The 23,456-nt window shown below is 71.9% G+C and carries 22 protein-coding genes and 1 riboswitch; of the genes, 8 read left to right on the plus strand and 14 right to left on the minus strand.

The window, feature by feature from the left end; genetic code table 11:
* The first annotated feature begins 161 nt into the window (after window positions 1–161).
* Window positions 162–1,016 (plus strand): homocysteine S-methyltransferase, encoded by an 855-nt coding sequence (mmuM, locus tag AB0O28_RS06670; protein WP_363637016.1) that lies wholly within the window; start codon window positions 162–164, stop codon window positions 1,014–1,016.
* Between the two features lie 96 nt (window positions 1,017–1,112).
* Here mmuM and AB0O28_RS06675 read toward each other — a convergent pair whose 3' ends face one another.
* Window positions 1,113–2,651 carry an MDR family MFS transporter gene (locus AB0O28_RS06675; RefSeq protein ID WP_363637018.1) on the minus strand — a complete coding sequence of 513 codons (1,539 nt, stop codon included), beginning with the start codon at window positions 2,649–2,651 and terminating at the stop codon, window positions 1,113–1,115.
* A 227-nt stretch (window positions 2,652–2,878) separates the two neighbouring features.
* Window positions 2,879–3,577 carry a lysophospholipid acyltransferase family protein gene (locus AB0O28_RS06680; protein ID WP_363637020.1) on the minus strand — a complete coding sequence of 233 codons (699 nt, stop codon included), beginning with the start codon at window positions 3,575–3,577 and terminating at the stop codon, window positions 2,879–2,881.
* A gap of 118 nt (window positions 3,578–3,695) precedes the next feature.
* On the opposite strand from AB0O28_RS06680, the gene AB0O28_RS06685 reads away from it, so the two are divergent.
* Together AB0O28_RS06685 and AB0O28_RS06690 are read left to right on the plus strand one after the other, a co-directional pair.
* Window positions 3,696–4,460: an alpha/beta fold hydrolase gene (locus AB0O28_RS06685; protein ID WP_363637022.1), complete on the plus strand. Its 765-nt coding sequence runs from the start codon at window positions 3,696–3,698 to the stop codon at window positions 4,458–4,460.
* 12 nt (window positions 4,461–4,472) lie between these two features.
* Window positions 4,473–4,940 carry a hypothetical protein gene (locus tag AB0O28_RS06690; RefSeq protein ID WP_363637024.1) on the plus strand — a complete coding sequence of 156 codons (468 nt, stop codon included), beginning with the start codon at window positions 4,473–4,475 and terminating at the stop codon, window positions 4,938–4,940.
* A 46-nt stretch (window positions 4,941–4,986) separates the two neighbouring features.
* Here AB0O28_RS06690 and AB0O28_RS06695 read toward each other — a convergent pair whose 3' ends face one another.
* The 7 genes from AB0O28_RS06695 to AB0O28_RS06725 all read right to left on the minus strand — a co-directional run bounded on the left by AB0O28_RS06695 (window position 4,987) and on the right by AB0O28_RS06725 (window position 11,136).
* Window positions 4,987–6,189, minus strand: a complete 1,203-nt coding sequence (locus AB0O28_RS06695) for a hypothetical protein (protein ID WP_363637026.1) — start codon at window positions 6,187–6,189, stop codon at window positions 4,987–4,989.
* Between the two features lie 166 nt (window positions 6,190–6,355).
* Window positions 6,356–7,168, minus strand: coding sequence for an endonuclease/exonuclease/phosphatase family protein (locus AB0O28_RS06700; RefSeq protein ID WP_363637028.1), 813 nt, complete (start codon window positions 7,166–7,168; stop codon window positions 6,356–6,358).
* 4 nt (window positions 7,169–7,172) lie between these two features.
* Entirely contained in the window at window positions 7,173–8,114 is a 942-nt protein-coding gene (locus AB0O28_RS06705) for an ROK family glucokinase (RefSeq protein ID WP_363637030.1), read from the minus strand.
* A 202-nt stretch (window positions 8,115–8,316) separates the two neighbouring features.
* Complete coding sequence (locus tag AB0O28_RS06710) at window positions 8,317–8,763, minus strand: hypothetical protein (RefSeq protein WP_363637032.1); 447 nt, start codon at window positions 8,761–8,763, stop codon at window positions 8,317–8,319.
* Complete coding sequence (locus AB0O28_RS06715; protein WP_363637034.1) at window positions 8,760–9,920, minus strand: ArsA family ATPase; 1,161 nt, start codon at window positions 9,918–9,920, stop codon at window positions 8,760–8,762. The genes AB0O28_RS06710 and AB0O28_RS06715 overlap by 4 nt, the downstream gene beginning before the upstream one ends.
* A complete protein-coding gene (locus AB0O28_RS06720) occupies window positions 9,917–10,354 on the minus strand; it encodes an SRPBCC family protein (protein WP_363637036.1) in 438 nt (145 codons plus the stop codon). The genes AB0O28_RS06715 and AB0O28_RS06720 overlap by 4 nt, the downstream gene beginning before the upstream one ends.
* Window positions 10,355–10,368: 14 nt before the next feature.
* Window positions 10,369–11,136 (minus strand): metallophosphoesterase, encoded by a 768-nt coding sequence (locus tag AB0O28_RS06725; protein ID WP_363637038.1) that lies wholly within the window; start codon window positions 11,134–11,136, stop codon window positions 10,369–10,371.
* A 237-nt stretch (window positions 11,137–11,373) separates the two neighbouring features.
* Between AB0O28_RS06725 and AB0O28_RS06730 the strand changes: the two genes are divergently transcribed.
* The 5 genes from AB0O28_RS06730 to AB0O28_RS06750 all read left to right on the plus strand — a co-directional run bounded on the left by AB0O28_RS06730 (window position 11,374) and on the right by AB0O28_RS06750 (window position 17,435).
* Window positions 11,374–13,173 carry an AMP-dependent synthetase/ligase gene (locus tag AB0O28_RS06730; protein ID WP_363637040.1) on the plus strand — a complete coding sequence of 600 codons (1,800 nt, stop codon included), beginning with the start codon at window positions 11,374–11,376 and terminating at the stop codon, window positions 13,171–13,173.
* 232 nt (window positions 13,174–13,405) lie between these two features.
* On the plus strand, window positions 13,406–14,239 hold the full coding sequence (locus tag AB0O28_RS06735; RefSeq protein ID WP_363637042.1) for an SAM-dependent methyltransferase: 834 nt from the start codon (window positions 13,406–13,408) through the stop codon (window positions 14,237–14,239).
* A gap of 175 nt (window positions 14,240–14,414) precedes the next feature.
* Window positions 14,415–14,651, plus strand: a complete 237-nt coding sequence (locus AB0O28_RS06740) for a hypothetical protein (RefSeq protein ID WP_363637044.1) — start codon at window positions 14,415–14,417, stop codon at window positions 14,649–14,651.
* A 283-nt stretch (window positions 14,652–14,934) separates the two neighbouring features.
* On the plus strand, window positions 14,935–15,834 hold the full coding sequence (locus AB0O28_RS06745; protein ID WP_363637046.1) for a manganese catalase family protein: 900 nt from the start codon (window positions 14,935–14,937) through the stop codon (window positions 15,832–15,834).
* A 308-nt stretch (window positions 15,835–16,142) separates the two neighbouring features.
* A complete protein-coding gene (locus tag AB0O28_RS06750) occupies window positions 16,143–17,435 on the plus strand; it encodes an Nramp family divalent metal transporter (RefSeq protein ID WP_363637048.1) in 1,293 nt (430 codons plus the stop codon).
* 60 nt (window positions 17,436–17,495) lie between these two features.
* On the opposite strand, the gene AB0O28_RS06755 is transcribed toward AB0O28_RS06750, so the two are convergent.
* From AB0O28_RS06755 to AB0O28_RS06775, 5 genes are all read right to left on the minus strand, one after another.
* On the minus strand, window positions 17,496–18,605 hold the full coding sequence (locus AB0O28_RS06755) for a glycosyltransferase family 4 protein (RefSeq protein WP_363637050.1): 1,110 nt from the start codon (window positions 18,603–18,605) through the stop codon (window positions 17,496–17,498).
* A gap of 108 nt (window positions 18,606–18,713) precedes the next feature.
* Window positions 18,714–19,619 (minus strand): hypothetical protein, encoded by a 906-nt coding sequence (locus AB0O28_RS06760; protein ID WP_363637052.1) that lies wholly within the window; start codon window positions 19,617–19,619, stop codon window positions 18,714–18,716.
* Window positions 19,620–19,854: 235 nt separating this feature from the next.
* Complete coding sequence (locus AB0O28_RS06765; protein ID WP_363637054.1) at window positions 19,855–20,427, minus strand: C40 family peptidase; 573 nt, start codon at window positions 20,425–20,427, stop codon at window positions 19,855–19,857.
* 74 nt (window positions 20,428–20,501) lie between these two features.
* Window positions 20,502–20,655, minus strand: a riboswitch (cyclic di-AMP (ydaO/yuaA leader).
* A gap of 305 nt (window positions 20,656–20,960) precedes the next feature.
* Window positions 20,961–21,923, minus strand: coding sequence for an NlpC/P60 family protein (locus AB0O28_RS06770; RefSeq protein ID WP_363637056.1), 963 nt, complete (start codon window positions 21,921–21,923; stop codon window positions 20,961–20,963).
* Between the two features lie 135 nt (window positions 21,924–22,058).
* Complete coding sequence (locus AB0O28_RS06775; RefSeq protein WP_363637058.1) at window positions 22,059–23,375, minus strand: NYN domain-containing protein; 1,317 nt, start codon at window positions 23,373–23,375, stop codon at window positions 22,059–22,061.
* Window positions 23,376–23,456: the final 81 nt, after the last annotated feature.

The following is a 23,456-nucleotide window of genomic DNA, read 5'->3' on the forward strand; positions in this document are numbered from 1 at the left end:
AAGCCGGAAGGCCTGGGCCAGGCCGGGGCCAGGCCGGCTCGCGTGCCGGGAGAGACCAGGACCGAGGCTCACCGCGCCGCGCTTCGTCCTGCCCCGCGGCTCGGCGTCGTCCGCCTCCCTCGGCTCATATCCATCTCCCTCAGCACGTAATGTTGCCGGGTATGAACCCAATCGTCCTCGACGGCGGCCTCGCCACGCACCTGGAGGCACTCGGCTGCGACCTGAGCGACGACCTGTGGTCGGCACGGCTGCTCGCCGACGATCCCGGTGTCATCCGGCGGGCGCACCTCGACTACTTCCAGGCCGGGGCCGACGTCGCCACCACGGCGAGCTACCAGGCGAGCATCCCGGGGTTCGTACGGCACGGACTGACCCCCCGGCAGGCCCGCGACCTCATCGGGCTGTCGGTGCGGATCGCCGTACAGGCGAGGGACGAGGCCGGGCATGGGCTGGTCGCCGCGAGCGTGGGACCGTACGGCGCCTACCTGGCCAACGGCGCGGAATACACCGGCGACTACGACCTCGACGAGGACGGCCTGGCCGACTGGCATCGGGAACGTCTCGAGATCCTCGCCGGGGCCGGGGCCGACCTGCTGGCTTGCGAGACGATCCCGTCTCGTGCCGAGGCGCGGGCGCTCGCGAGGCTCCTGCGCGAGACGCCGTCCGTACGGGCGTGGGTCACCTTCTCCTGCCGTGACGGCGAGCACATCAGCGACGGAACACCGTTCGAGGAGTGCGCGGCGATCTTCGCCGGCCTCCCTCAGGTGGTAGCCGTGGGGGTGAACTGCACCGCGCCGCGCTTCATGCCCGATCTGATCAAACACGGAGCCTCGATCGTCTACCCGAACTCCGGCGAGACATGGGACGCCGCGAACCGCCGATGGCTGGGTCTCGCCGATCCCGTCGAGTTCGGCAGGGCGGCGGCCGGCTGGGCCTCGCTCGGCGCCCGTTACGTGGGCGGCTGCTGCCGCACGGCCCCCGCCCATATCCGTGAGATCCGCGCGCACCTCACCTGACGCCGTCCCGAGCGCGCACCACCGGACCGGCGCACGCCGCACACCCTGACCGCGCACGCCCGGACCGCGGCCCAGCACCACGAATACGCGCCGGCGTCAGCCCATCGCGGCCGGGCCTTCGGTGTTCCGCGCGGCGAGCGGGATCTCCTTGAGGAAGAGGGCCACGACCAGCGCGAGTGCGACGAAGGGCAGGCTGGCGAGGAACACGTCGTCGATAGCGCTGGTGAACGCGACCAGCACATGGTCCTTGACCGGCTGCGGCAGCCGCTGGATCGCCTGCACGTTGTTGGCGTCCACGCGCCCGGGCGGCATCTTGCCGCCGAACTCGGCGGCAAGGTAGTGGGTGAGCCGGTTGGTGAGGACCGCGCCCATGATCGCCGTGCCGATGGCGGCGCCCATCGACCGGAAGAACGTCGTCGAGCTCGTCGCCACGCCCATGTCGCTGCGCTCCACCGCGTTCTGGATCGCCGTGACGATGGTCTGCATGGTGAATCCGAGCCCGGCGCCGAAGAAGTAGGCGTAGACCGCCACCTGCCAGTACGGCGTGTCCACCTTGATCGTGGAAAGCAGCCACATGGCCACCAGGAGGACCGCCCCGCCCAGAATCGGGAAGATCTTGTATCGGCCGGTGCGGCTCATGATCTGCCCCGACGCGATGGACGTGGAGAAGATGCCGAAGACCGCCGGCAGCAGCGCCAGGCCCGACACCGTCGGCGACATCCCCTGGACCGCCTGGAGGTAGACCGGCAAGAAGATCATGCCGCCGAACATCGCCAGACCCGCGAGGAAGCTGAAGCCGTTGCCAACGCTGAAGATCTTGTTGCGGAACAGCCGCATCGGCAGGATCGGCTCGGCCGCCCGCAACTCGACGAACACGAACAGGGCCGCGAGCGCCACGAATGCGGTGAGGAGGGCCAGCGCGCCGGGAGAGGTCCAGCCGAGTTCGCCGCCCGCCCAGTCGAGGTAGAGCAGGAAGCACGACACACCGGCCACGATCAGCCCCGCGCCCAGATAGTCGATGCGGTGGCTGCGGCGGGTGAAGGGGATCCGCAGCGCCAGCGAGGTCACGACGAGCGAGATGAGCCCGATCGGGAGGTTGATCCAGAAGATCCACCGCCAGCCGGGGCCGTCGGTGAAGAAGCCGCCGAGCAGCGGCCCCGCGACGCTGGAGGTGCCCCAGACGGCTCCGAAGTAGCCCTGGTATCGGCCGCGCTCACGCGGCGGGATGACGTCGCCGATGATGCTGAACGCCAGCGCCATCAGGCCGCCGCCGCCCAGGCCCTGGATCGCCCGGAAACCGATGAGCTCGCCGATGTTCTGGCTCAGCCCGGCCAGCACCGAGCCGAGCAGGAAGATGCCGATGGCGGTCTGGAAGATGATCCGCCTGCCGTACAGGTCGGAGATCTTGCCCCACAGCGGGGTCGCCGCGGTCGAGGTGAGCAGGTAGGCGGTGACCACCCACGACAGCTTGTCGAGGCCGCCGAGTTCGCTGACGATGCGCGGCAGGGCCGTGCCGACGATGCTCTGGTCGAGGGCGGCCAGCAGCATTCCCGCCGCCACCCCGGAGAGCACGACGAGGATCTGGCGGTGCGGCAGATAGCCGGACTCGGCCTGCTGCTCTTCGCGGACGCTCATCCGGCGCACCCGCGAACGACGTCCCGGGAGGCGGGCCTGCTCGCCGGGATCGTGGCCGGGCCGCCCGCTCCGTTGTCCGCTCCGTTGTCGGTTTCGTGCCTGCGGGCGCCGGGCGTGGCCCATGTGCCGTGCCTGTGTGCTGGCATGCTCTACGCCTTCCGATCCTGAGGACGTGTCTGAACCGTGCGCGGCGGACATCGCCACGTTACCCGTCCGGTCCGGAAGTATTAGGAATTCTCGCGAGCTGCCCTCGTCGTTTCCGTCTTGGCCGCCGAGGCGTACTTGTCGACGTACTCCTGGCCCGACAGCTCCATCAGCGCGTACATGATTTCGTCCGTCACCGCGCGCAGGACGAGTCGGTCGTTTTCCATCCCGTAGTAGCGGGAGAAGTCGAGCGGCTTGCCGTACCGGACTCCGGGGCGGATGCCGAACTTGGGGATCGGCCGGCCGGGCGGCATCATCTCGAACGTGTTGACCATGGCCCACGGGATCACCGGCGCCCGCGCCTCCAGCGCGAGCCGGGCCACGCCCGTCTTGCCCTTGTAGAGGCGGCCGTCGGGCGAGCGGGTTCCCTCGGGGTAGATGCCGAGCACATGGTTCTCCCTGAGGATGCGCAGACCGGTGCGGAGCGCCGCCTCGCTCGCCTTGCCGCCGGAACGGTCGATCGGCACGGTGCCGACGCCGGAGAAGAAGGCGCGGCTCACCATTCCCTTCAGTCCGCGGCCGGTGAAATACTCCGCCTTGCCCAAAGAGATCACTTTGCGGGGCAGGAATCCGGCCCCGAAGAAGTGGTCCGCGAACGACAGGTGGTTTCCGGCCAGGATGACCGGTCCCTCCTTCGGCACGTTCTCCACCCCCTCGGCCCAGGGGCGGAACACGAAGCGGAGGATGGGCCAGAGGATGGCCTTCACCACCCAATAAAACACGCGGGCACCCCCTCGGCTCAGATGTGCAGTCATCTTCGCACGCCCAGCCCTCTCGCACTAACGCTGACCAACGTGCGAGTATCGGGCGGAACACGCCGCCGTTTCACGGAGGTATCCCATGCCAGTGCTGCCCGGTGCGGAGCCGTACCACCACGAGGGCGGCGAGATCGGCGTCCTGCTCTGTCACGGGTTCACCGGCTCGCCGCAGTCCCTCCGGCCATGGGGCGAACACCTCGCCCGTGCGGGGCTCACGGTCTCCCTGCCACGCCTGCCCGGTCACGGCACGACGTGGCAGGAGATGAGCCGCACGCGCTGGGAGGACTGGTACGCCGAGCTGGACAAGGCGTTCGCCGATCTGCGCGGCCGGTGCGCGCAGGCGTTCGTGATGGGCCTGTCCCTCGGCGGCTGCATGGCGCTGCGCCTGGCCGAGGTCCATGGCGACGCCGTGACGGGCGTCGTCGTGGTGAACCCGTCCGTGATCAACGACGTGCCGCTGCTGCGGCTGGCTCCGGCGCTCAAGTACGTCGTACGCTCGATCCCGGGGGTCGCGGGCGACATCAAGAAGGAGGGCGCGAGCGAGCTCGGCTACCCGCGCACGCCCGTCCGGGCCGCCGCCACGCTGCCCCGGCTGTGGAAGCTCGTCCAGTCCGACATCGCCAAGGTGACCCAGCCGGTGCTGGTGTTCCACAGCAGGGACGACCATGTGGTAAAGCCGGAGAGCGTCGCGTTCCTGCAGGCCAGGATGGGAAACAATCTGGAGGTCAGAGAGCTGGCGGACAGCTACCATGTCGCCACCCTCGACAACGACGCGCCTGTGATCTTCGAAGGGAGCCTGGAGTTCATCCGCTCCCACACCTCGGTACCCTTGACCAAGGACTTGTGACCCGGGATCGACGTGACGCCGCAAAGTGACGAGGACGAGGTCTGGCGCCAGATCGTCGCCTCGTTCAACGAGACAGCCGAGGACGCCTCGGCCGAGCAGCCATGGCCCGACCGGGAGAACATCACCGAGGAGACCGTCGCCGGGGGCACCGGCGACAGTGCCCCCGGCGACGGGACCCGGGACGTCGAGGAGACCGGCGAGGAGCAGCCTGCCGCGCCGGTCGGCGACGACGAGGACCACTACATCCCGCCGCCCCCTCCGCCGCTTCCGCCGGGGGACGCGCTCAGCCGGATCTCCTGGCTGGCGCTGTTCGGCGGTCCCGCCTACCTGCTCCTGGCCGCTCTGCTGCACTGGCCCATGGACGGCTGGATCGTGTTCGCCGCGGTGTCGGCGTTCATCGCGGGGTTCGTGATCCTCGTCGTGCGCATGGGCGACGGCCCGCCGGCCGACTCCGGCTGGGACGACGGCGCGGTCGTCTGATCACCGGCACCCACCCCGCCCCGGCCGCCCTCGCCGCGCGGGATTCTCAATCCGCGCTGGGGGCCGCCTTCACCGCCGCCGCGTCCGCGCCGCCGGACGGCGGGGCGAACCGCTCCACGAGGTCGACGTAGCGGCTCTTTCCGTCCAGCGTGTGCCCGACCGCCATCGTGAGGTCGTCGACGTGCGCGACCGCCTGGAGCCGCACCGTGCGATCCGCGGCCGCCTCCTGGCCGCGCAGCGCCGTCCAGCGCGAGCCGTCGTAGCGGAGCAGGAAGCCCTCCGTCTCGTGTCCCGGGTCGTATCCGGAGATCCAGAAGGTGCCGTCGCCGTCGCCGGTGACGCCGTACAGTTCGGCGCGCCGCTCCGGCGGCGTCACCCGCTTCCAGTGCCGGCCGTCCCATTCGAGGACCAGCGGGGAGATGCCGCCGCTCTGGTAGAGGCCGCCGATCGCGACCGCGCGCTTGCGGCCGTCCGCGTACACGTCCCGCAGGAAACCGCCCTTGATCTCCGGCAGGTCCGCCTGTTTCCACCCGCTGCCGGTCAGGCGCATGGCCAGGGGGCCCGAGCCGGAGTCGCCCACCGCCCAGCCGTCGGACCGGCCCGCGAGCGCCACGCCGTACATCGCGCCCTCCGGGCCCTGGACGGTCTTCCAGGTCGTGCCCTTGGCGGCGCCGCCGCTGCTCAGCAGGAAGGCCTTGCCGTCCCGACTGCCGACCGCGACCAGCCGGCCGGAGGAGGCGGCGACGCCGCCGAGCCAGTCCCCCGTGCGCAGTTGCGGCACGCCGACGCGGTCGAACCCGTCGCGCGAGCCCTTCGCGACGTACGGCAGGCCGTCGTGGCCGTCGCCGACCGCCCAGATCTCGGTGGCGGAGGCGGCGGCGACGGACCGCAGGTGCCCGGCGCCGGTGGCGTCGCCCCGGATCGGCACCTCGCTCCAGGAGGATCCGTTCCAGTGGGTGATGACGCCCTGGTTGCGCCAGAAGTCCCACGCGTTCGCCTGGCCCACGGCCCAGATGTCCTTGGCCGACAGGCCGGCGACGTCGGACAGCGAACCGTCGGACTGGAGTCGTCCGGTGGAGGAACCCGCGTCCTGGGCGACCTCGTCCCCCGACGGGCTGCGCTCCGCCTGGGCGCGGTCGGTCCCTGCGTACGCGTGCGCGACCGATGTGGCGCGCGGGAGGAGTCCGGCCAGCAGGCCGGCGAACAGCACACACAACGGCACCGCACGCCGTATGAGGCGGCGGGTCATGAATCGATCGTACGGGTGAGCGGGCACTCCCCGTCACACAGGCCGCGAATCCGATTACCCGCAGATGCGGGTGCGCGGCGGTGTCACTCCTGCCCGACCGGAGGGAATCCGGGTGCCCGCCGTCCCCAGCGACCAGCGCGTACGCCGGACGCGGGCGAAGGGGGCGTCAGGCCCGCGCGGACGGCGTGAAGGCGATCTCGGCGACGACCGGCCGGTGGTCGCTCGCGACGGCCAGGTCGCCGGGCGGGACGTCCGCGCCGCCGTACGACACGACGGTCAGATCCGGACCCGCGAAGATCGCGTCGATGCGCACGCGGGGATCGCGGGCCGGGAACGTCGCGCCGGCCCGGCCGGCGTCCCCGTCCGCGGCGGTCTCCAGCCCGGTGATCGGCCCCATGATCGGCCTGGTTTCCGGCGCGGTCTTCGACCCGGTTGCCGAACCGGTTGCCGGCGCCGGGCCCCGCGCGGCCGTGAAACAGTCCGTGTAGCGGCCGCCGAGCAGGCGCCAGACCGGGGCTCCGGGAGCCTCGTTGAGATCACCGGCGAGCACCGGCGCGGCCCCGAACTCGCGGGCGGCGCGCTCCAGGAGCGGCACGATCTGGGCGGCGTGGCTCAGGCGCGCCGCCGCCAGGAGATCGAGATGGGCCGAGCACACGGCGTATCTCTCGCGGTCCTTCTCCACCACGGCGAGCGCGACGGAGCGCCATTCGAGCCCGGCGAACCACCGCAGGCGGTGCCCACGCCCGCGCAGGAGCCGTACGGCAGGGGCGATCAGGACGGCGGTCCCGCCCACCCGGCCGCCGGCCGCCACGGACAGACCGGCCGCGCGGGCCAGCGTGCGCCGCTCCCGCCGCCAGCCCGGCAGGCGGGGGGCCTCCTGGAGGCACAGGACGTCCGGCCGGAGGGCCCGGATCACCCGGACCAGCGCCCTCCGGTCGTCCCTGAGCCCCCGGACGTTGTAGGTCGCGACCCGCAGCACGCCGTCAGCGGAGCCGGGCGAGATCACCGGCTCCGACCAGCCCGGCCGACGGGCCCATTTCGGCCACCCTGATCTCGGCGAGCGGGCGGTGCCCCCGGCCGGTCAGCCGCGCGGCGAACTCCTCACGCACCCGGTCGACGAACAGGTCCGCCGCGCCGGAGACGCCGCCGCCGATGATGAAGCATCCGGGGTCGAGGACCGCGGCCAGGTCGGCCAGTCCCTGGGCGAGCCAGCCGGCGAGCGACTCGAAGGCGTCGATCGCCGCCCGGTCGCCCCGGCGCGCCGCCTCGGTCACGTGCTCGCCCTGGATGCCCTCGACCGAGCCGCCGAGCCGCAGCAGGTGCGTGGCGCCCGCGGGGTCGGCCTGCGCGTTGTCCCTGGCCTCCATCAGCAGCGAACTGCCGCTGGCGTACCGCTCCCAGCAGCCGCTGTTGCCGCAGCCGCAGGCGCGGCCGCCGGGCACCGCCTGCATGTGGCCGAGCTCGGCGCCCATCCCCCACCGTCCGCGGTAGAGCTCGCCGCCCAGCACGATGCCGCCGCCGATGCCCGTGCCCACGGTCACGCACACGACGTGGCTCTCGCCCCGGCCCGCGCCGAAGCGGTACTCACCCCAGGCCATGGCGTTGGCGTCGTTCTCGACGACGACCGGCAGGCCGACCAGCTCGCCCACCTTCTCGCGCAGCGGCTCCTCGCGCCAGGCGAGGTTGGGGGCGAAGCGGATGACCGAGCGGGTCTCGTCGACGAAGCCCGCCGCGCCGATGCCGACCGCCTCGACCTCGTGCCGGGCCGCGAGCTCGGCCACCGCGTCGGCGATCGTGAGCGCCATCTTCTCCGGGCTGCCCGCCGGGCTGTGCCGCAGACCACGCTCGAGTATGGCGCCGTCCTCGCCGACGACACCATACGCGATCTTGGTACCGCCCACGTCCACGCCGATGGTCAGCGCCATGCTGTCTTCCTTCCGCCCGATCCGCTTCAACACGAGCCGCTTCCACAGGAACCGCTTCCGCACGAGCCGCTTCCACCGGAGCGTCGTTCACACGAGCCGCTTCCGCCGGAGCCGGTTTCACACGAGGCATCACGCCGCGCCGATTGAAGCCGATCGAGCCGGGTTGTGGCAATCCCGCCGTCGCCCGCTTTCAACCTGGGCGTCAGCCCAGGTCGATGTGCTCCACCTTCGGCTCACCGGACCGCCGTTCCCCGGCCGGGTGCGCCCTGCCGCTCGCCGGGGGCCGCTGCAGGGCGTCGACCGCCTGCCGGAAGGCCGCGAAGAGCTCCCCGCCCGCCGCGATCAGATGGCCGGTGACGTCGCCTCCGGCCTCGCGGCGCGCGGCGATGACCCGGCACACCGGGCAGGCCCGGCAGACGTACTCGTCGTGGTCCTCGGAGACGGCCTCGCTCCACACGTCGTCACCCCGGCCGCCCGCGCCGGTTGCGCCGAACGCGGACCCGAAGCCGCTCACGCCGCCCTTCACCAGGCCCTTGCCGAACTCTCGGCCCATCCGCCGTTGTACGGCGTCCAGCAGCTTCATCGCCTCCTCCGCGGCCGACCCGAGCGGGTCCTGGCTGCGCGGGGTGGTGTCGTTGGAATCCGTCATATCGCCCCTCCTGCCTCGAACCGTACCCGGAGCCGGCCGTTCCGGAGCGCGGCCGAGGAGATCTCACGGCGGGCGAGGGCGGCGGGCAGGGCGATGACGCGCCGGTAGGACCCGGCGGTGACGATGATCTCGTCCCCCTTGCGGGCGAGGTCGAGGTCGTCGCGGTCGGCGAGCGGCAGCGACAGGGCCAGCTCGTCCGCGGTGAACCTCAGCGGCGGCTCGACGTCCGGGCGCGCGAAGGGGTCCCGGTCCGCGTACATCCGCGCGGCGAGCCCCGCGAGGGCGGCGGTCCCCACCGGCTCCGCCGGAAGGTAGGGAGCCGTGAGCACGGGCAGCGGCGCGAACGACTCGTGCACCGTGGCGAGCTGCCTGGCCTGGGCCTCCACCCAGCCCAGCCGCCACTCGTCGGCGCCCTCCGCCGGAAAGACCCGGTTGGCGATCACCGCGTCGACGCGGTAGCCGTACAGGCTGAGAGAGGTGAGCGTACGGCGGGCCTCGGCGACGACCACGGCCTCGGGGGTCAGCACGAGCCGCACGGACGCGTCGTCGCCGGTGAGCAGCGCGCGCACCTCGAGCAGGCCCCGGTGCAGCCGCTCCCCCGCCGAGACGACCTGGCCCTCGGGCACACTCACCTTGGCGACATGCCGGATGACCGGCGACAACGCCCTGAGCATCCGCCTGCCCGCCGGGAGCAGCCGGTTGACGTGCCAGTCGAGCGCCTCGGGCAGGGCGAGCAGGCGCAGCGTCTCGGCGGTCGGCGCGCAGTCGACGACGATCACGTCCCAGCGGCCGGTGCGGGCCTGCTCGCGCAGTTCGAGCAGCGCGAGGATCTCCTCGGCGCCGGGCAGTACGGTGATCTCCTCGGCGGTGACCTCGTCGAGGCCGAGCTCCGCCAGCACGTTCCCGGCGTAGTCGCGTAACTCGCCCCAGTGCCGCTCCAGCGACTTCTGGGTGTCCACCTGCTGCAGGTGCAGGCCGGGGGCGGCCTCGACCGGCTCGGCCGAGGGCGGCACGCCGAGCGCGTCGGCGAGCGAGTGCGCCGTGTCGGTGGAGACGACCAGAGTCTTGTTGCCGCGCTCGGCGGCGAGCGTCGCGGTCGCGGCGGCGGCCGTGGTCTTGCCGACCCCGCCCTTCCCCGTGAAGAGGAGGGTCCTCATCGGCTCTCGACGCGCCGCTTGAGCCCCTTCAGCGCGGTGTCGACGATGACCTTCTCGGCCTTGCGCTTGATCATGCCGATCATCGGGACCTTCAGGTCCACGGCGAGGTCGTAGGTGACCTCGGTGCCGCCGCCGTTCTCGGCCAGGCGGTAACTGCCGGTCAGGCCCGAGAGCATCTTCCCGGTCTCGACCATCCGCCAGCTCACGCCCGCGTCGTCGTCCCAGTCGTAGCCGAGGACGTACTCGTCGCTGATCACGCCGGCGTCGAGGACGAAGCGGACCCGGGAGGCACGGCCGTCCTCGCCGGTCTCCAGGACCTCGGCCTTCTTCACCTGACCGGCCCACTCCGGATAGGACGGGAAGTCGGCGATGACGGCCATTATTGTCGACCGGCCGGCGCCGATCGTGATGCTCGACGAAGTGCGATCAGCCATGCGCCAACCGTACTTCACCATTCCAGGGCGAAAGGCGTGCCGCTGCCGCGGAAGTGGCCGACGTTGACGCATTCCGTGCGGCCGACACGGGTGCGGCTGACCAGCGGCTGGTGAACGTGACCGAACAACGCCAAGCGCGGCTGCGTCCTCCTGATCGCCTCCAGCGTGGCCTCGCTCCCCCTTTCGAACCGCCGGGCCACCACGTCGTAAAGCAGGTCGGGGATGGCGGGCGGGATGTGGCAGCACAACACGTCCACCTCGCCCACCGCCTCGACCTTGCGCGCGTACTCCTCGTCGTCGATCTCGTACGGCGTGCGGTACTTCGTGCGCAGGCCGCCGCCGACGAACCCGAAGGTCAGTCCGCCGATCTCGACGATCTCGCCGTCCAGGACCCGCTGCCCTGGCCGCAGGTGGTCGGCCCACAGGCGCGGCAGGTCCACGTTGCCGTACGTGAGGTAGGCCGGCGTCGGCATGGCGGAGAAGATCTCCTCGTACTGGCGCCGGACCGCGGCCTCCATGAGATCGCGGGGGTCTCCGTCGAGGGAGGCCCACAGGCCGGCGGACAGTTCCCGCGCCTCGTCGAAGCGGCCCGCCGCGCGCAGGTCCACGTACTCGCTCGCCCTCTCCGGGCCGAACAGGTCGGGGAAGATGCCCTGTGAATGGTCGGCGTAGTCGATGAAGAGGAGCAGGTCGCCGAGGCAGATCAGGGCGTCGGCCCCGTCGCCCGCGCGGGCGAGCGCGTCGGCCCGGCCGTGGACGTCGCTGACCACGTGGATGCGCATGCCGACATGGTAACGGCCGCTTTACCTAGCAACCGCTTGGGTCACGGAAAGGTGTCGGACCCGGCGTCTCGGGGACACTGATAGCGTCGATTTGTCCCTGGATAACGCCTGGGTGACGAATCTACCCACGCGTAACATCGCGCGGTAGCGTCCAGTGACACACAAAGAGTCATGCCCGCAACGCGGCCCCTGCCCTGCGCTCCGGGGACCGCGCGGCCGTGCGCGAAGGAGTGACCCGTGCGCGAGTTCAGCGTTCCCGTGCTGGTGGACGTGCCTCCGTCCGCGAACTGCACCGACGTGGTGTTCCAGCGCGGCGTGGACGAGCCGGACGCCGTCGTCATCCGCCGCAAGGAGGGCGAGGCTCCGGGCACGCCGTGGACACCGGTCACCGCGGCCCAGTTCAGGGATCAGGTGGCGGCCGTCGCCAAGGGCCTGATCGCCGCCGGGATCGAGCCCGGCGACCGGGTCGCCCTGATGTCGCGCACCCGGTACGAGTGGACGGTCGCGGACTACGCCATCTGGGCGGCGGGCGCGGTCGGGGTGCCGGTCTACGAGACCTCCTCCGCCGACCAGGTGAAGTGGATCCTCAGCGACAGCGGCACCAAGGCCGCGATCGTCGAGCAGGCCGCCCACGAGGAGACCGTACGCGAGGCCGCGCCCGATCTGCCGCTGCTGTGGCGGATCGACGGCGGCGGATTCGCCGAGCTGGAGCGGCTCGGCGCGGAGGTGACCGGCGACACGCTCGCCGAGCGCAGGGCGAGCCGGGGCGGGCGCGACCTCGCCACGATCATCTACACTTCCGGCACGACCGGCATGCCGAAGGGCTGCCGCCTCACCCACGACAACCTGCTGTTCACCGCGCGCAACGTCTCCCTCGGGCCGCTGGAGATGCTGTTCGACGTGGAGGGCCGGGCCGCGCTCCTCTTCCTCCCGCTGGCGCACAGCTTCGCCCGGCTCATCCAGGTCGTCCTGATCGAGACCGGCACGGTGCTCGCGCACAGCCCGAACATGAAGAACGTGGCCCCCGACCTGCGGGAGTTCAAGCCCACGTTCCTGCTTGGCGTGCCGCGCGTGTTCGAGAAGGTCTACAACGCCGCCGAGCAGAAGGCCACGGACGAGGGCAAGGGCAAGATCTTCCACGCCGCCGTACGGGCCGCGATCGAGTGGAGCAAGGCCGAGAGCTCCGGCGGGGCGGGCCTCGGCGCCCGGCTCAAGCACGCGGTCTTCGACAAACTCGTGTACGGCAAGCTGCGGGCGGCCACGGGCGGCGCGCTGACGGCGGCGGTCTCCGGCGGCTCGGCCCTCGGCGAGCGGCTCGGCCACTTCTTCCGTGGTGTGGGCATCGAGGTGTTCGAGGGCTGGGGGCTGACCGAGACCAGCGCGCCCTCGACCGTCAACATCCCGGGCGCCAACAAGATCGGCACGGTCGGCAAGCCGTTCCCCGGCGTGAGCATCCGCATCGCCGACGACGGCGAGGTCCTGGTGAAGGGCCGCCACGTCTTCGACGGTTACTGGAACAACGAGCGCGCCACCAAGGAGGCGATCGACCCCGAGGGCTGGTTCCACACCGGGGACGTCGGCCGCCTCGACGACGACGGCTACCTGAGCATCACCGGCCGCAAGAAGGAGATCCTCGTCACCGCCGGCGGCAAGAACGTGGCACCGGCGCCCCTCGAGGACGCCATCCGCGCGCACCGCCTGATCAGCCAGGTCATGGTCGTCGGTGACGACAGGCCGTTCATCGGGGCGATCGTCACACTCGACCACGAGGCGATGGAGCAGTGGAAGCAGGCCAACGGCCGAGCCGGCGCCTCCATGGCCGAGCTCTGCTCCGACCCTGCGGTCCTCGCCGAGGTGCAGCAGGCCGTGGACGACGCCAACCGGATGGTCTCCAAGGCCGAGCAGATCAAGAAGTTCAGCATCCTCGACATCGAGCTGAGCGAGGAGACCGGCCACGTCACGCCGAAGCAGTCGATCAAGCGGCACGTCGTCGCCCGCGACTTCGCCAAGCAGATCGACGAACTATACGGCGGCTGACTCTCCACGAGGAGTCGGAGGACGAAAGGTTTCGGTGGGCCGGGCCTGTGTAAATTTCACACACGGCAGTGCTGAACACCGGATTCTTCGTCTGTGCCGAACCAAGCGAGCTGGTCGGACGGCTTCCTTCGACGCTCGTCGCCGAAAATATCGCAGCGAATCCGCAACGTTGCGGTTCCCTTGGTTATGCTCCAGACGCAATCCGTGATCAAGGACTGGAGAAGGGCGGGCGATGGGCGACAGGGTCGGCAGCTGGAACTGGGCGCACCGCGATCCCGACTACCTCCCCCCGGAGATCGACACGACCAAGCCCAGCATCGCGCGGGTCTACGACGCGTTCCTGGGCGGCAAGGACAACTTCGCCGTCGACCGCGCGGTCGCCATGGAGGGCATGCGGCACTTCCCCGACCGCGGCGAGGGCGCCCGCAACAACCGCGCCATGCTGTTCCGCGGCGTGAAGTACATGGCGGAGCAGGGCATCGACCAGTTCCTGGACATCGGCTCGGGCCTGCCCACGATGGACAACACCCACTCGGTCGCGCAGCGGATCGACCCCGCCGCGAAGGTCGTCTACGTCGACAACGACCCCATCGTGCTGGCCCACGCGCGGGCGATCCTGCAGACCGACGAGCGCACGCGCGTGATCACCGCGGACCTGCGCGAGCCTGAGGTGATCCTCAGCCATCCCGCGGTCGAAAGCTTCCTCGACTTCTCCCGTCCCGTCGGCCTGCTGCTGGTGGCCGTGGTCCACCATCTCGCCGACGCGGAGGACCCGCAGGGCCTCGTGAACGCCTACAAGGCGCGCCTGGCCCCGGGCAGCTGCATGCAGCTCACCCACTTCTGCTCCTGCGCGCCGGAGATGCGCGAGCTGGAGGCGGTGCTGCTGCAGATGCTCGGCACCGGACGGGCCAGGGACATGCCCGAGATCGTGCGGTTCTTCGACGGCCTCGACCTGGTCGAGCCCGGCGTGGTGCACGTCCCGGAGTGGCGCCCCGAGGAGCCCGTGTCCTACCCCCTCGACCTCGGCGGCATCTGCGTCGCCGGCGGCATCGGCCGCAAACCCTGACACCCCCGTCACGAGCCCGGCCACTGGCCAGGCGCCTGGTCGCCCGGCGCCCGGCGCCGGCCGAAGTACCGGAGCAACCCCACACCGAAGCCTGCTCCCCGGCCCGTACCGAGACGTCACTGCGCCGGCCGGAAGCTCGCGACACACCTGTGGGCCTGCCGGACATGACGCAGGCATGAACGACACCGACACCGGACCACCGCGCGCCCAGCGCTTCGCCCACATCTACGAGCAGACATATGCCGCGTTACTGCGGTTCGTCGAGCGTCGCGTCCACCCCTCCCACGCCGAGAACGTCGTCAAGAGCGTCACGACGATCCTCCAGGACGGGTCGCGCCACAGCGTCTCCCTGAGGAGCTCACCGGCCGGACGAGCGCGCAGTCGAGCACACCTGCCACGGGCGGCTCCGTGAAGCTCGACTGACCCGGCGGCGGCGCCGGGCCTCACGTCCGGCGCCGCCGGAAGCTCCGGTCCTTCCCACCACCCGCTATGGGCGAACAGCGGGTTGTTCGCGCGCAATCGAGGCGTGGGCAGGCACCTGTCCATCCATTGGGCCCTTCGTTAGGTGTCGCTCCTGTGGTCCCGTTGCGCCACGTGTTGGGATTTATGCGTGACCCCCCACCAAACGTACCAGCGGGGTCGCGCCGCCCGCTTAAGGCCTGCGGCTCCCTGTGGTTTCCTACGCAAGGAGTCATATGTTCCGGCACAACCGTCGCCTGCAGTTCGAGGCCCGGCCAGAAAAGCCCGACCCCGTGTACGCGCGCAAGCTCCAGGAGCTCATCGGCGGCGCCTTCGGCGAGATGACGGTCACCATGCAGTACCTGTTCCAGGGCTGGAACTGCCGCATGCCCGGCAAGTACAAAGACCTGATCATGGACATCGCGACCGAGGAGATCGGGCACGTCGAGATGCTCGCCACGATGGTCGCCCGCCTCCTCGAAGGCGCGCCCTCGACCGCGGTCACGAAGATGGCCACCGCCGACCCCGTGCTCGGCGCGGTGCTCGGGGGAATGGACCCGCAGCAGGCGATCGTGGCCGGGGGCGGGCCCCTGCCGGCCGACAGCAACGGGTACCCCTGGAACGGCCGCTACATCGTCGCGAGCGGCAACCTGCTCGCGGACTTCCAGGCGAACGTCGCCGCCGAGGCGCACGGCAGGCTGCAGACCGCCCGGCTGTACCACATGACCGACGACCGGGGCGTGAAGGACATGCTGAAGTTCAACCTCGCCCGTGACACCCTGCACCAGAACCTGTGGCTGAAGGCCATCGAGGAACTGCGGACGGACGGCCTAGAGGACGTCGTGGTGCCCAACGCGCTGTTCGACGAGGAGCACGCCGAGCACGCGGAGACGATCTGGGACCTGTCCGACGGCACCGAGGCCCAGGCGGGCGGCTGGGCGAGCGGGCCGCAGCCCGACGGCCGCCACCAGTTCGCCTATCTCCTCAACCCCGAGCCGCTCGGGGATCCCGCCATGGCCCCGCCGCCGGACCCGAAGCTGTACGACACCTACGACGGCAGCATGGGCGAGCCGAAGAGTCCCGCCCTCGGCACCGAGGTGGGGCCCGTGGGGAAGCTCAAGGACAAGCTCACCTGACCGGCTCCGCCGAGGCGCGAGCGAACGCGGAGGCCGGTCGGGCACCGGCCCTCCGCTCCGGCCGCTCATCGCACCCCCGGAGCCCCCACGGGCCCGCGTACCCCGCCCGGTGGGCCTGAAGGCCGCCCCGGCGGGGCGCTTGTTCCACGACCGCCTGCCCCGATGACCACGCCGATCGTCGGCCCGCGGCACCGCGCCGCGCCACCCCGGTGTGGGCCGCACCGCGCCACGCCCCGGCATGGCGGGCCGCGACCGCCATGCCGCGAGGCCGCCGCCTCCCGTCCAGACCTGTTTCCTGTGAGGCTTTCGTGCTCGACTCCCGCCGTCCCGTGAACGGGCCCGCGCCCGCCGATCCCGCCGCCGCCGTTCCCACCACCGCGGATCCCGCCGCGCGGCGGTCGTCGCCGGGCCGCCTGGCGCGGCTGGCCAGCCTGTGCGGCCCCGCCTTCGTCGTCTCCGTGGCGTACGTCGATCCCGGCAACTTCGCGACCAACATGTCGGGCGGCGCCCAGTACGGCACCATGCTGCTGTGGGTGATCGCCGTCGCGAACGTGCTGGCCATGTTCGTGCAGGCGCTGTCGGCCAAGCTCGGCATCGCCACCGGCCGCAACCTTCCGGAGCTGTGCCGGGACACCCTGCCGCGCCGGGTGAGCCTGCCGCTGTGGGTGCAGGCCGAGCTGGTCGCCGCCGCCACCGACCTGGCCGAGTTCATCGGCGGCGCGATCGCCCTGAACCTGCTGTTCGGTGTGCCGCTGCTGCCCGCCGCCGCGATCACGGCCGTCGTCTCCTCGCTGCTGCTGATGCTCGCGCCGCGCGGGCGGCGCAGGTTCGAGGCGACCGTCACGGCGATGCTCGCCGTGGTCCTGGCCGGTTTCGCCTACCAGGTGCTGCTGTCGGGATCGCTCGCGGGTGTGGCGGGCGGTTTCGTGCCCCGCCTGACCGGCACCGACAGCCTGCTGCTGGCCACCGGGATCATCGGGGCGACCGTCATGCCCCACGTCGTCTACCTGCACTCGGCCCTCACCCAGCACCAGGGCGGGCACGGGGAGGCGGCGCGCAGGGAGGCCGTGCGCGCCAGCCGGATGGACATCGCCGTCGCCCTCGGCACCGCCGGGCTGGTGAACATGGCGATGCTGACCGTGGCCGCCGCCACGTTCGGAGGCGGCGATCCCGGCAGCCTGCAGGCCATCCACGCCGGCCTCGGGCAGGTCCTCGGCCCCGGGGCGGCCGTCGCGTTCGCGCTCGCCCTGCTCGCCTCCGGACTGGCCTCCTCCAGCGTGGGGACCTACGCCGGGCAGGTGATCATGGCCGGGTTCCTGCGCCGCAGCGTGCCGCTCCTGGCGCGGCGTTTGGTCACGATCATCCCGGCCATGGCGGTCCTGGTCGCAGGGGTGGATCCCACCCGGGCGCTCGTCCTGAGTCAGGTCGCGCTGTCGTTCGGCATCCCGTTCGCCCTGGTGCCGCTCGTGGCGTTCACCGGCAGCAGGAAGCTGATGGGCGACCTCGTCAACCGCCGCCTCACCACCGTCGCCGGCGTCGTCGTCGCCGCCGTGATCAGCGCGCTGAACGGCTTCCTGCTGGTGGAGGTGTTCACCGGCTGAGGCGGCCTTCCTTCACCGAATCCTCCGGAGGAAGCCCCGTCCTGCAGCCGGGAAACGAAGTCAAAGCAGTGCGGCGAACCGGGTCGCGACGAGGTCCCAGCGCCACTCCTCCTCGATCCAGGCCCGGCCCCGCTCACCCATCGCCCGGGCGCGGGCCGGGTCGGCCAGCAGATCGCACAGCGCCCGGGCCACCGCCGTGTGCGACGTGCCGTCGACCACCAGGCCCGTCTCGCCGTGCCGTACGGCGTCGGGGGCGCCTCCGGAGGACCCGGCGACCACCGGCAGCCCGGTGGCCGACGCCTCCAGATAGACGATGCCGAGGCCCTCGACGTCCAGGCCCCCGAACCTGCTGCGGCAGGGCATGGCGAACACGTCGCCCGCGTCGTAGTAGGCCGGGAGGGACGCCCAGGGGACGGACCCGGTGACGACCACCGAGCCGCGCAGGCCGGCCCGGGCGACCGTCCGCTCCAGCGACCGTCGTGACGGGCCGCCGCCGACCAGGAGCAGGGCCGCGCCGGGTACGCGCCGCAGGACGAGCGGCCAGGCCCGCAGCAGCACGTCCTGGCCCTTGCGCGGCACCAGCCGCGAGACGCACACGACGACCGGGCGGTCTCCCAGGCCGAGCGACGCGCGGACCCGGTCGCCGCCCGCTCCCGGGCGGAAGGCTGTGGTGTCCACCCCCGGCGCGAGCCGTACCAGCCTGGATGCGGGAACGGCCCGCGCGATCCGGCGGCGGGTGTACTCGCCGAGATAGGTCACGACGTCGGCCCCCGCGCCGATGCGGCCCAGCAGGGCGCGCGCCCCCGGCAGGCGGGCCCACGACGCCTCGTGCCCGTGGGTGAGCATGACGATCCGGCCCGCGCCGGCGGCGCGCAGGGCGGGGGCGAGCAGCCCCAGCGGCGCCGCCGCGCCGAAGACGACGGTCGCGCCGTCCTCGACCAGCGCCGCCGCCCTGCTCGCCACCGAGCGCGTCGGCAGCATCAGCGAGGAGGGATGACGGACCACCTCGTACGGCTGGCGGGCGTCGAACTCCTCGCAGCCCTTCCAGCACGGGGCGTACACGACCACGGAGCCGGGCGGCCTGCGCGAGGCGAGGCCGTGCACGAACGCCTGGATGCCGCCCGGTCTGGGCGGGAAGTCGTTCGTGATGATCAGCGTCCGCTTCGTCATCCTCACCCCCGCTGCCGGCGTGGCCGGGCGGTCCGCCCGCGCGCCGCCCGAGAACGCATTGTCGCAGCCGTGGCCTCGCCGTCGCCCTGTGAAGACGCCCTGTGGTGATCAGGACGGGGCGAGCTGCTCGCGCGTGTAGGTCCGCCATTCGCGGGTCAGGCCTTCGGCGGTCAGCCCGAGCACTTCCCGCAGGGCCGCGCCGATCTCCTCGCGCGACGCGGCGCGGTAGAGCGCGACCAGGCTCCGCTCGCCGAACCGGACGGCGATGTAGCGGCAGGCCAGCCACGCCTCCTCATACGCCTGGGCGGGCCTGGCGGCGAAGTCGGCGGGCCCCGGCAGACCGTGCAGCGCCGCCTTCCCCGCGGCCACGTCGGCGGCCAGCTCGGCGGCGATCGTCCGGACCGGCAGGCCGCTGTCCAGATAGCCGACATAGTCGGCGAAGCCCTCCATGAGCCACATCGGCACGGCGCGGGGGCCGGCGGTCGCGACGTGCGTCAGCTCGTGGGTCACGACGACCAGACGGCCGGTCGCGGTCAGGCGGGCGAACGCGGCAGGCTGCACGATCACCCGGCCGGCCGTGGCGACGGCCGCCAGATCGTCCACCTTCGCCGGCGAGGCCAGCACGGCCGCCTGCTCCTCGGTGCGCGGCACGAGGACCACCGCGCCCTCGTGTCCTCGGCCGTGTCCTCCCCAGACCCTCGTCACCGTACGGTCCGCCTCGCCGGCCAGCGCGGCGATCCCGGCGACCAGCGACCCGGGCGACCCGACGACGACGACGCGCTCGCCGCGGACGACGGAGGCGCCGGTCCACATGTCCGGATGCTCCCGCACGGCGGCGCGGGCACGCGTCAGCAGGGGACGCAGCGGGTCGGGCGGGGCCGCGGCGGCAGGCCCGGCCAGCAGCACGGCCAGCGCGACGGCGACGGCCGCCGTGCGGCGGAGACGGAACCTGTGGGGCGGGTTTGCGGCGTGGCGCCGATCGGCCCGCGCAGGCGCCGCCACGCTCCCGGGCACCGCGGAGACCTCGCCGGTCGCCGTCCGCGGAGCCGTCCGCTCTGGCGAGGGGACTGCCGGGTCCATCCGGCAGGGGGACATCTCAGCCGGACACGGCGGGAGACCGTCCCCTTCAGGGGATGGAGGAGTCACGCCGTGCATGCTAACCAGCACATGTCACGGCCCCGCCCACCTCGGCGAGGTGGGCGGGGCCGTAGGGACGGCGCCGGTCGAGGGGGCTGGTGACCGGTGCCCGTCAGACGCCCGGACGGACGGCACCGACGAAGGTGCTCCTCCGGTAGGCGTCCAGCTTGTCGATCCGGACCCGCGTGCCGGTGTGCGGAGCGTGGATCATCTTGCCGTGCCCGACGTACATGCCGACGTGGCCGCCGCCGCTCGTGAAGATCAGGTCACCGGGCTCGAAGTGACCCCAGGACACCTTCTTCCTGACCGCGCTGCGGATGGACCACGTCGTGCGCGGCAGCCGTACGCCCGCCTGGCGCCAGGCGTACTGGACCAGGCCCGAGCAGTCGAACGCGCCCGGTCCCGTGGCGCCGTAGCGGTAGGGGTCTCCGATCTGCTTCTTGGCGGCCTTGACCGCGCGCTCGGCCTTGACCTGCTGGAGCACGCCCCTGCCGATCTTCCGCTTGGCGGCGCGTTTCCTGGTCTGCTGCTTCTTCACGGCGGCCTTGCGAGCGGTGGTGCCGGTGCTCGCCTTCGTGGTCGTCTTCGCGGCGGTCTTCGCCGCTGTGTCCGTCTTGACGACCGTGACCGTCACCGTGTCGGCCGCCGCCGGCTGCGCACCGGCGACCCCTACGGATGCCGTCAAAGCGGCACCTCCAAGGGCAATTCGGGCAAGACGGGACAGACTAGCGGGGGTGGTAGACAGGATCTCTCCTCGGGTCTTCCGCTCACGCCTACCGGGTTAGCTGACGGGTTCGGGCGGGGAAGTCGCCCTACGGCGCGCGACGCGCCGATTCACCCCGGACCTTCGGTGAAGGTCGATGGTTCCCCGGCTCCGTGCCTCCTGACTGCACGGACTCGGCATGCCACCGGCGCCGGGGGGATCCCGCGAAGGGGAGAGTGGTGAAGGGCGCCGATGACGGTGGATGACTGCGCGACCGGCCGGCCGGACCGGGCTCGCGACGGCGAGGCGTGCTCGCCGCGGCCCAGAAGCTACCGAGGACCCGCCGCGTTCGGCAAAGCCCTCCCGTCGCATAAAGATCGGATAACGAAGGTCACCAAGAAGAAACGGCAGCGTACCCGCAGCGCGAAAGGGCTAAATGTGACTCTGCTCACAATCCTGGCAACGGGCGGCGAATCCGGTCACAGCAGCCACAAAAAGCACAGAAGTCGCGGACGTCAGGGGCGGACGGCGCCGATCGCGTGATACTCGGCAAGTGTGACAATCTTCACAACATCGCCGGTCTGCGGAGCGTGGACGACCTTGCCGTCACCGGCGTAGATGCCGACATGCCCGTACCCGGCATGCCAGAGCAGGTCTCCCGGCTGGAGCTCGTCCAGCGAGACCCGGCGGCTCGCCCCCCAGGCCCACTGCTCGTAGCTGGTCCGGGGCAGGGTCACCCCGGCCGCCGCCCAGGCGCCCTGCACGAGCCCTGAGCAGTCCCATCCGTCCGGTCCGGTGCCCCCGTAGCGGTACGGCTTGCCGACCTGCTTGTAGGCGAACTGGAGAGCCGCGAGCGCGTTGCCGGACGCGGGCCCGGTGTAGACGACGCCGGGGCTGTTGGGGTTGCCGGGGTTGAACGTCCCGAGTGAGCGCAGGAGCTTCATCTGCTCCCTGACGAGCTTGTCGACCTTCTCCTTCTCGTCGGCGAGCTCACCCCTGACGTCAGTGGCCTCCTTGTAGAGCGCCTTGCTGCGGTCGCGGCGGTCCTTGAGGTCCTTGATGGCGCTCTCGTACTCCTTGAGCCGCCCGGCACGCTCGGCGGAGATGTGGTTGAGCGTCGCGAGGCCGCTGAGCATCGAGTCGGGGTCGCCGCCGGAGAAGACGCCGCCCAACGACCCCATGTCGCCGACCTGGTAGCTGTTGACGGCCATCGTGACCAGCCCGGAGCGGAGCGCCTCCACCCGGACGTTCTGCTTCTTGTAGTCGCCGTTGATCGCGAGGTACTTCTCCCTCGCCTTCTTCCACTTCTCGCTGGCCGCGTTGTAGCGGTCCACGAGTGTGTCGGCCTGCTTGTTGAGCTTGCTCAGCTTCGCCTTGGCCTGCGCGACCGTGGGCTTCGGATCCGCCTGCGCGCCCGTCACCGGCGTCAGCAGGACCACCGTGGCCAAACCGGCGGCCACCGGCACACGCCCTCGCACTGAGCCCCCTCTTGGATCAACGAAACCTGCGGCGCGACTCTATCTAGGCGATCATGAAGTCTCAACCTATTCGCAGGTATTCGCGGCGGTCATCACGCGCGGCGACGACGCCGGAGCGGAGCGTGCGCACGTCGTTCAGCCTCGGCCGAGCCGGCGCAGCAGGAGGAGCGAGGGCACCGGCCGGGCGCCCATGCGGCGCACCGACTCGGCCACCTCCCGGTCGGAGGAGACCACCGCGATGGCCCGCCCCGGCGGCTCCGCCCGCACCAGCGTGCGGATGAGGTCGTCGGCGATCTCCCCGGGCGGGCTGAACACCACCCGCACCCCGCGGGGCGCGGACACCTGGACGGGCCCGTTCAGCTCGGCGCCGTCGAAGACGCAGGTCACCTCCGCCCGCGTCTGCACGGCGAGCCCGCCGAGCCCGGTCAGCAGCCGGGCCCGCTGGTCGGCGAGGGTCAGCGACGGGTAACCGGTCTTGGTCACGTTGTAGCCGTCCACAACCAGGTGCAGATGGGGGATGGCCAGAAGCTGGTCGAGGAGCTGGGGGTCGTCGTTGGCCAGCGCCCGCGCGGGCACGGCCGTCACCCCCGGCTCGCCCGGCACCACCGCGTTCACGTAGTCGGCCGGCCTGCTGATCGTCGTGGGCAGCCCGAGCTCCTTGCGCAGCCCCGCGGCGGCGTCCTGGAGCGCGTCCAGCAGCACCCGCACCCGGGCGTCCTCGATGCTGCGGCCCTCGCGGGCGGCCCTGCGGCTGGTCTCCAGCTGGCGCTCGGCGTCCGCCAGGCGATCCCTGAGCCTGCGCAGCTCGGTCTCCGCCGCGCCGTTGGCGTTCGCGGCCTTGGCCCGCGCCTCGGCCGTCTCGGCCTCCAGCTCCGCCGCCCTGGCCTCGGCGGCCTTGACCCGCTCACGGGCGTCGTGCAGCTTGCGCCGCAGGTCGGAGTTCTCCGCGCGGGCCGCTTTGAGCTGCTCGCGCACCCGGTCGATCTCCTCCTTGGCGGAGGCACGCTGCGCCGCGAGCTGCTCGCGCAGCCGCGTCTCCGCCTGCTCCCGCTGAGTGCCCGCCGCCGCGGCCTGCTCCAGGTCGGCCCGCGCCTGCTCGACCAGCTCCGGCCAGCCGGGCGGGCGGGTCAGGTACGCCGCCGCCGCGACCAGCACCGGCTCGGCCGCGGGGGGCACCGTGCCCTCGGCGAGGCTCCCCACCAGCTCGGGCCAGGCGGTCTCCACCGTCTCGGCCACCCGCTCGCGGAACTCCTTGTCGTTCTCCAGCTGGGCCGCGATCGGAGCGCTGCCGAGGCGGGCGCGCTTGCGCGGGTCGAACTTGGCGATGTTGCGCAACGGCGGCGGCACGGCCGCGGCGGGCATCGAGCCCAGCACCTGCGCCGCGACCTCCACCACGTGTAAGCGGACCTGCTCGGGCAACGGACGAGACAGGCCTTCTCCGGCTGAACTCATCTCGTCGCTCCTCGGCCGTGTCCTACAGATCTTCTGCCCACTGCGGTCGCCCCGGCGGCGCCTCGCGGTGCTGTCGCCCCC

This window comes from Microbispora sp. NPDC088329, assembly GCF_040685655.1.
Lineage (GTDB): Bacteria > Actinomycetota > Actinomycetes > Streptosporangiales > Streptosporangiaceae > Microbispora.

Bases quoted from the DNA above. Each gene is read 5' to 3' on its own strand.
- mmuM (WP_363637016.1), top strand. From the start codon at position 162: ATGAACCCAATCGTCCTCGACGGCGGCCTCGCCACGCACCTGGAGGCA.
- AB0O28_RS06675 (WP_363637018.1), bottom strand. From the start codon at position 2,651: ATGAGCGTCCGCGAAGAGCAGCAGGCCGAGTCCGGCTATCTGCCGCAC.
- AB0O28_RS06685 (WP_363637022.1), top strand. From the start codon at position 3,696: ATGCCAGTGCTGCCCGGTGCGGAGCCGTACCACCACGAGGGCGGCGAG.
- AB0O28_RS06695 (WP_363637026.1), bottom strand. From the start codon at position 6,189: ATGACCCGCCGCCTCATACGGCGTGCGGTGCCGTTGTGTGTGCTGTTC.
- AB0O28_RS06705 (WP_363637030.1), bottom strand. From the start codon at position 8,114: ATGGCGCTGACCATCGGCGTGGACGTGGGCGGTACCAAGATCGCGTAT.
- AB0O28_RS06710 (WP_363637032.1), bottom strand. From the start codon at position 8,763: ATGACGGATTCCAACGACACCACCCCGCGCAGCCAGGACCCGCTCGGG.
- AB0O28_RS06715 (WP_363637034.1), bottom strand. From the start codon at position 9,920: ATGAGGACCCTCCTCTTCACGGGGAAGGGCGGGGTCGGCAAGACCACG.
- AB0O28_RS06720 (WP_363637036.1), bottom strand. From the start codon at position 10,354: ATGGCTGATCGCACTTCGTCGAGCATCACGATCGGCGCCGGCCGGTCG.
- AB0O28_RS06725 (WP_363637038.1), bottom strand. From the start codon at position 11,136: ATGCGCATCCACGTGGTCAGCGACGTCCACGGCCGGGCCGACGCGCTC.
- AB0O28_RS06735 (WP_363637042.1), top strand. From the start codon at position 13,406: ATGGGCGACAGGGTCGGCAGCTGGAACTGGGCGCACCGCGATCCCGAC.
- AB0O28_RS06740 (WP_363637044.1), top strand. From the start codon at position 14,415: ATGAACGACACCGACACCGGACCACCGCGCGCCCAGCGCTTCGCCCAC.
- AB0O28_RS06745 (WP_363637046.1), top strand. From the start codon at position 14,935: ATGTTCCGGCACAACCGTCGCCTGCAGTTCGAGGCCCGGCCAGAAAAG.
- AB0O28_RS06755 (WP_363637050.1), bottom strand. From the start codon at position 18,605: ATGACGAAGCGGACGCTGATCATCACGAACGACTTCCCGCCCAGACCG.
- AB0O28_RS06775 (WP_363637058.1), bottom strand. From the start codon at position 23,375: ATGAGTTCAGCCGGAGAAGGCCTGTCTCGTCCGTTGCCCGAGCAGGTC.